The 7,454-nt window shown below is 36.7% G+C and carries 7 protein-coding genes and 2 pseudogenes; 1 reads left to right on the top strand and 8 read right to left on the bottom strand.

Features of this window, described 5'->3' with window-relative positions; all coding sequences use genetic code 11:
- The 3 genes and pseudogenes from FTU72_RS15785 to FTU72_RS15775 all read right to left on the bottom strand — a co-directional run.
- A pseudogene (locus tag FTU72_RS15785) lies at positions 1-126 on the bottom strand (IS3 family transposase); the annotation flags it as partial.
- A gap of 175 nt (positions 127-301) precedes the next feature.
- Positions 302-1,102, bottom strand: coding sequence for a DUF2310 family Zn-ribbon-containing protein (locus FTU72_RS15780; RefSeq protein WP_114237944.1), 801 nt, complete (start codon positions 1,100-1,102; stop codon positions 302-304).
- Positions 1,103-1,447: 345 nt separating this feature from the next.
- Positions 1,448-1,858, bottom strand: a pseudogene (locus tag FTU72_RS15775) (transposase); the annotation flags it as partial.
- Between the two features lie 315 nt (positions 1,859-2,173).
- Here FTU72_RS15775 and FTU72_RS15770 point away from each other — a divergent pair.
- Complete coding sequence (locus FTU72_RS15770) at positions 2,174-2,785, top strand: recombinase family protein (RefSeq protein ID WP_015060246.1); 612 nt, start codon at positions 2,174-2,176, stop codon at positions 2,783-2,785.
- 189 nt (positions 2,786-2,974) lie between these two features.
- Here the strand turns inward: FTU72_RS15770 and FTU72_RS15765 are convergent, their stop codons facing one another.
- The 5 genes from FTU72_RS15765 to FTU72_RS15745 form a co-directional block, all read right to left on the bottom strand.
- A complete protein-coding gene (locus FTU72_RS15765) occupies positions 2,975-3,859 on the bottom strand; it encodes an Mph(E) family macrolide 2'-phosphotransferase (RefSeq protein ID WP_180053101.1) in 885 nt (294 codons plus the stop codon).
- Positions 3,860-3,914: 55 nt separating this feature from the next.
- Positions 3,915-5,390 (bottom strand): ABC-F type ribosomal protection protein Msr(E), encoded by a 1,476-nt coding sequence (gene msr(E), locus FTU72_RS15760; protein ID WP_000052512.1) that lies wholly within the window; start codon positions 5,388-5,390, stop codon positions 3,915-3,917.
- A gap of 492 nt (positions 5,391-5,882) precedes the next feature.
- Positions 5,883-6,155, bottom strand: a complete 273-nt coding sequence (gene nadS, locus FTU72_RS15755; protein WP_000369781.1) for a NadS family protein — start codon at positions 6,153-6,155, stop codon at positions 5,883-5,885.
- Positions 6,148-6,468, bottom strand: a complete 321-nt coding sequence (locus FTU72_RS15750; protein ID WP_000897307.1) for a type II toxin-antitoxin system RelE/ParE family toxin — start codon at positions 6,466-6,468, stop codon at positions 6,148-6,150. The genes nadS and FTU72_RS15750 overlap by 8 nt, the downstream gene beginning before the upstream one ends.
- A gap of 146 nt (positions 6,469-6,614) precedes the next feature.
- Entirely contained in the window at positions 6,615-7,424 is an 810-nt protein-coding gene (locus FTU72_RS15745) for an EcsC family protein (RefSeq protein ID WP_180053102.1), read from the bottom strand.
- Between the last annotated feature and the right edge of the window lie 30 nt (positions 7,425-7,454).

Raw genomic sequence — 7,454 nt, 5'->3', positions numbered from 1 at the left:
CTGAATAGCCAATCCTTTGAGCAGATATGGATATTTACGGTGAGCTTGATTAGCCTGGCTTAAATTTGGTTTGCAATATAACGCCTGAATACCCATTTTCTTCATTAAAGTACGTGTATGACGTCGTTAGGTGGTTCCGCTAGGGTATACTGAAAATAAACTTGTCCTGTACCTGATTCCAGTAAAACACTCTCCGAAAATATCGAGACGATTCACGGTTGGTTACAGATAGTTTGGGTGTTATTTTTATCTCTATGCTTGATAGGCTTTATGAGCTTACCACAAATAATTTTTCATTCGGTCAGTCCTCGCTTTCATCCGACCAATTTTGACTCAACTCACTCACCAAACGACTCTCATCGCATTTAAAATCAATATAGTGATAGGTATTGGCAGGCAATAGCCAATCCTGCCCTGTCAGTGGACATTTTTGTTCCATATCTTCTGCCTGTGTCCAATCACGGTAATTCATTAGAAAATAATAGGTGGGTACACCTGTGCTTTGTTCAATGATACGGCACAATTCTCGACCTATTTTGCTATGCTCAGAATTGGGATTTTGCATTTGCTCTAAGGCAAAGGCTTCACTTACTGGTTGAGAACCAAGCCACAAACGATATAACGCTTCAGCCTGACGATACCATGACCACACATTATCATAACAAGGGTGATCAGGTTGGGTATATGGGATTTTATATAGAGGAATGCCTTGTAAGGTTACTCCATCTAGTAAAGGCGAACTCCAGCCCCAACGCAACATGTAAAATTCAGATTGCGTTGGTACGGCATAACGGGGAAGAGGATAGTCATGGTCTTCTCCGATATACAAGGTTTGAATGGGTTTACCTGCTAACTGTTCGATTTTATTGTGCATTTCTTGGGCATAGCTGTTCATATTTTTACGGTCAAGGGCATCCATTTCAGGACACACCACAGTCACGCGAGTAATATCATTTTGGCTAACAGCTAAATGATGGTTACGGGGTAATATTTGTCCGTTGCCTTCTAAATTTCCTAAATAACAAAATACATCATGGTCGTGGCTATCATCATCTTCAGCGATACCTGTATATTGGGGTATGATAATATCAAAGGCGTGCATTTTTATATCTCATGCTTAATTTATATTAAATATATTTGGGGATGTTGCTGTTGAAATTGGTTAAAGTGCTGTCTTGTAGTGTCAATTTAACCTATACCGTCAATGCCGTACACTCTAAATATTAATAATACTTAAACTACTTGATATTATAACTATAATTTTTCTTATCATATTTACCGAAATAAGGAACAGCTACATCCTTATGCACTGTATTATTACTATCAGTATATGTAATTACTATAGAGTCTTCGGTGTCAGAATATTTTATAGGATACTAATGTGGTTCCGTTAATTAGACAACTCAATTCAGTTTTATAAGTGATAAACCCGCTCTAAATATTTAAATTATGCTGCCATTACTTTTAGTAAATGTTGATCATAAAATTCATTCGGTGTTGCCTTATTCAAACTTGAATGAGGACGTATCATGTTATAAAAATCCAAATATTCAGCAATTGATTGTATCGCTTGTTTAACCGTATCGTAAGCCTTCAAATAGACTTCCTCATGCTTCACGCTGCGCCATAAACGCTCAATCATCACATTATCCATCCATCGTCCTTTTCCATCCATACTGATACGGATATTTCGCAATTTTAACTCATTCAAAAATGCCTCGCTTGTGAATTGACTGCCTTGGTCTGTATTAAAGACTTCAGGACAACCATATTTCACAATTGCTTCTTGCAACGCATCTATGCAAAAGTCTGTTTCCATACTGATCGATACACGATGAGCCAGTGCTTTACGACTATAGGCATGGTCTAAAATCCTAGACCCACATCATTTTGATCATAATTGATTTGAGTAAGAAAGAATTATTATGCAATAACTTATCTTTAAAAATTAATGATGAGAAAGAGTTTTTTATAAATTCTTATTTTAAAGACTTTCTAAAATTAACATAATACGCGTTATACGAATCCCAAGGCATGGCTTTTAGTCATGCTTTTTTTATCAAAAGAGTATACCTGAATGATAGCGAGCCAAATCGCATACAATATCTATCATTAGACTTAATGCAATAATTAAATGATAGTATTATCATTAATCTAATAGAATTAAGATTAAATGATAGAAATGAATACACGTATTTATCTACGAGCTTCAACTAAAGATCAAGATGCAGAAAGGGCTTTGCAGATTCTTCAGGATCTAAACCAAAACTTGAATTTGGGTGAAACCATTGTGTACGTGGAAAACTATAGTGGTACGAAGTTAGACCGACCTGAATTGAATAAGCTACTGTCAGAAGCAAATCAAGGTGACACATTGTTAGTTGAAAGTATTGACCGCTTATCACGCCTAACCCAACGAGATTTTCAAGAGCTGAAGCGCAGGATCCAGGAGAAGGGACTTCGTTTAGTCGTAGCAGATCTTCCTACTACCTACCAAATGATTCAAACCAGTGACAGCATTACTCATTCAATCTTGGAACTCATCAACAATATGTTGATTGATCTTCTGGCAACAATGGCCCGCCTAGACAATGAGAAACGTATAGAACGTATTAAGCAGGGCCTGGCACGTTCGGGTTACAAACCAACAGGCAAGAAGGCAAATGAGGCTAAACATAAACGAATAAAAGAATTGCTAGTAGTTGGCAATATGACTAAGGAAGAAATTGCCAAAGCAGTGAATTGTGGAGTTGCAACTGTCTATCGAGTTGCTAAAGTTATCTAAAAGAGGCTTATCTCAACGCGCCCCCAATGGGGCACCGCTGCATTCAGGTTACTTCACATAAGAAATTTTATGTTAAATGATTGTTAGAAATGCCCCTTGATCGAGGCATTTTCTATAAAGAATACTAAAAACTAATTAAAGCCAACCAAGTTTCAAAACAAGGCAGTTCTCAGCAATCATATTTTTAAATTATATAACTCCCAACTGAGCTTTTGCTCCAACGATAAGGCTTTCATTTTGAGTTTCTAAGGCAAATAAACCATACATCAAAGGAGAGGCCGCTGCTCTTTCTAAAGTCTGTTCATATAGTTTATTCCAAACTTTACCCCCTAGTTTTTCATACTCGATGATTAGAGTTTTGAGGCTTTCTTCTCCAAACAAAGTTACATGCCCAGCAAAATCAATCGCTGGGTCATCTATATGGGCTGTTGACCAATCAATAACGCCTGAAACAGCTCCATCCTTTGAAGCTAGTACATGCCCAGCATATAAATCGCCATGTATAAATTGGGTGAAATCTGCCCATAGAACATCATTATCCAACCATTTTCTGTAGCGGGTTTCCAATTGCTCACTTATACCAATTTCAGATTTTACTAACTGCAAATTGTTTGCTATTTCAGGTCTTAAATCTGAAGGTTTCATAATTTTCAAATCATTTTCCCGAACTTCTTTTTCAGGAATACTATGGATTTCAAATAAGGTTTTTGCCAAAGATGTTATGTATTTCGGGCTATCTTTGTCCATATTCCAAATTATTTCATAGGTTTCAGCATCCAAATTTAAAACAGGATTATCTTTAAGTATGGGATAAGCCACTAATTCTGTAGATGAAATTCTCCAATCAGGAACCTCTACAGAAAGATGTTTTTTTACCAATTCTAAAATGCGTTTTTCTTTCTTGATTTGTTCCCTCATGCCATCACGACGAGGAATACGCAGCAACCATTGTTGCCCCTTTGTATCAAGAGCAAAAACGACCTTAAAATCAATGCCCATTTCATTGAAATTCATTTTGTCCATAAGCAACAAGCCGTGTGCTTCAGCAAGTGATTGAATATCTTGAATTGTCATTTTTAATTTCCTTTAAAGAGTTCAATAATTAATGTTCGGATTAGATTGGCTATCATTAACAATCTCTCTCAAAAGTCTTGATGATTTTGTGGTCTTTGATCTCGTAGATAATGTCAGCAATATTATCGACCAATTGCTTGTCATGAGATACGAAGATAATAGTTCCTGCATAGGACTTCATCATTGTTTCTAATGCGGCAATACTTTTTAGGTCAAGATAGTTTCCTGGTTCATCCATAAGCAAAATATTATATTTTCCTAAAAGCATTTTGGATAAAAGCAGTTTGATGATTTCACCTCCCGATAAGTCGGATAAGTTTTTTTGAATATCATTCGCTCCGATCCCCATTGAAGCCAATACTGCACGAATTTCCGCAACTGTGTACTCGCACTCTTCCTGCATAAAGGAGAGCACAGATTTATGCGTGTTAAATTTATATCCTGTTTGTGTAAAGTAGCCAATTTCAGCTTTTGGAGATATGGTTAATCCATCAGCACGTTCTGATATCATTTTTAACAAGGACGTTTTCCCTGTTCCATTCGATCCAGTTATAGCGACTTTAGCGCCAAGCGGTATTATAAAGTTAGCGTCATCAAAGATAGTACGGCTACCAAATTTTAAGCTCAGACCATCTGCCGTAATCGGGAACTTATTGTGCAGTTCTAGGGCTGAACTTTGACGAAAACGAATAGAACGCAAATGCTCTGGTGCTTGAATATCTTCTAATGCAGCCAAACGCTTTTCCATACTCTTAGCTGCCTGATACAGTTTTCTTTGCTTGGTGCCAGTCATTTTTGCATGCCCAAGTCGTCCAGCACTTTCGGTAGAGTTTTTGGATTTTTCTCCTTTTTTCTTATTGTCTAATCGATTAGCTTGCTGGCGTTTTTCTTGCACAGCAGATTCTAATCGCTCCCGTTCCTTCATCATCAGCTCATATTCTACGGCTTGGTGTTGTCGCTCTTCTTCTTTTTGACGCAAGTAATCCGAGTAACCACCCCAATATTCCGTAATTTTACCGTCTTTTAACTCCCATATCTTGTCTACAACCATATCAAGAAAATATCGGTCATGACTGATAACAAGTAATGCTCCATCAAATGCTTTAAGTTGACCAATAAGTAGATCTATTCCATTGAGATCAAGGTGGCTGGTTGGTTCATCCGCTAGAATGCCATGTACTTGTTGGGAAAATGCGGCAGCAATTTTTGCACGAGTTTCCTCTCCGCCACTCATTGTGTCGTTTTGTACATTGGAAACACCAAGGCGAGATAACATTGCCCGGTCTTCGACCGTTTCTATTTCGATTCCGCCCAGTTGGCTGATATGTGCAAAATCACCAAAACGCTGTAATGTCGCTTCGGCTAAAACAATTTCGCCATTAAGTACTTTGAGTAAACTACTCTTTCCTGCTCCGTTATCACCCACAAGACCAATACGGTCATAAGAGTGAATTTCCAATTCATCAATATCCAAAACATCACGCCCAGCATAATCCAAGCGTATGTTTCTCGCTTTAATAATTAAACTCATTTTTATTTACTCCTGTTTAGCTCTTGAAATTTTTTATGCAGCAAACAGGATTTAGGTGAAAACAAAAGCTAGCATCACAGTGTCCTCCCAAAAAAAAAGCTATTCATCCACAGGGTGGACAAATAGCTAGTCAATTAAGTTATAACTGGAAACTATGCACTAAAAGCATACTTATAAATTAAGCATACTTTTACTTTATATATCCGCATATATTCTTAAAGACACAACAAAAGCCCACCATTATAAAATAGTGTCACTATGCAAATAGTTGTGTCTTAACGAATGCGGATAGAATGCATAAACTTACCTAAAAAATAAAATTCAGTTTTATGATAACTTTACTGTTAAAAGAAGTCTAGACAACCTTGTTTTATGCTTGGATATAAGGCTTATTTTAAAATAATAGTAGTGAAGATTTTCTAAAATTAACATAATACACCTTATACGAAATAAAAATGGGAGCCTTAAGCTCCCATTTTTTAAGTAATTTTTTCAAATAAGGCTTGGGTGAGCATCTAAAATTCGAATCAATGTAGCTGCTGGTCCAGTTGGATAGCGTCGTCCCTGTTCCCAATTTTGCAGGGTACGGGGGCTAATATGTAGACGTGCAGCAAATTCATTTTGGCTCAAGCCAGTTTTTTCACGTACTTCTTTAATATCAGGCAATTCGAGTTCTGTAACTCGGCTTGCTTTAACTTCTTTACGTTTGATAGCTCCAGCTTCTTTGATTGAAGCAACCAAGTCATCAAATAAGTTGTTATCCATGAAATTGCTCCTTCACGAGTTGGTGCAGAATGGCGGTTTCCTTATCTGTTAAATTATCTTTTACTGATTTTGGATAAGCCACTAAGAAAAAGATCTGATCATCCTCGGTGACCCAATAATAAATCACCCGTATCCCACCACTTTTCCCTTTGTTACCTTGAGCACAACGTACTTTGCGAATACCACCGCCATTCTTGATTAGGTCACCTCTATCAGGCTGTACCAAAAGATCTTGCTGAAGTTGACGATATTCCTCATCAGATACAAGGTCTTTAATTTGCTTGGTAAAAATACTGGTTTCAATGAATAGCATAGGTTTAAGTACGTCAATGGCGTATAAGAATTTTAGCAGTTTTAGAGCGAAAAAACGAGAGCTATAGGCTCACGTTTCGCATAATCAGTATTATGTTAATTTTAGAAATATTAAATTACTAACATATCCGTACCAAATTTATAAAATTAAGAATTTATAGACTCTGTTTGCATTTTTCTAAAAAACTCTTCTTTATATCTTTTCTGAATTTCACTTGATGCATATTTAGCAAATGCGAAATTAATGCCTCCACCCAAAATACCACCAACAACAGGAATAAATTTTGCTGCCTGTTTAGTTGTCATTTTGGGTGCTAATTTTGATGCAACAATCATGATCAGTTTAAGTACTGGGTTTGATTTTGCCCCAGATTTTCCTGCAATTTGAGCAGCTCTATTCATCATAGCTTGCACACCAGCAACAGCTGCTTTATCAAACCCCAATGAAAATAAATAAATTTCTCTAGCTAGTTCTGCATCATGTGGATTATTTGGATCAAAGCCATTCAAATATGCAACTCGTTGATTCAACCTATACAATTGCGCTGCCATATTTACAATATCCACGCTCCCAATAGTTACCATTGTTACTGCACCACCAACGCCAGAGGCCAGTCCAGTTACTGCATTATTTCTTGCTGCATAGTTACCATAAGAACCAGAAATATCTTCAATTCTTCGATAATTTTTACAAATAATTTCTGTTGTAAAGTCTTCTATTTTTGAAATAGGTAACCCTTTAGACTGCGCATCTTTAACAATGTCATTAGGGTCTACTGAAATAACTTCAGAAATTTTATTTAAGAGCTTTGTAGGTAATTGAGTAGTACTATCGAAATCCATGTTTTTAAGACTTATTAAATTAGGGTGTGTTGACACTTTTAGCTTAAAAAAATAGCGAAGTAGTAAAATCAAATCGCCAAACCCAATTTTACTATTCGCTATGCCTCGTACCATGCTGACAGATCAACACTGGCAAAAGTTGAA

It is taken from the genome of Acinetobacter sp. YH12137 (assembly GCF_013418535.1).
Lineage (GTDB): Bacteria > Pseudomonadota > Gammaproteobacteria > Pseudomonadales > Moraxellaceae > Acinetobacter.
The sequence above is the reverse complement of the archived record's forward strand: the minus strand, read 5'-3'. Positions and strand labels throughout refer to the sequence as shown.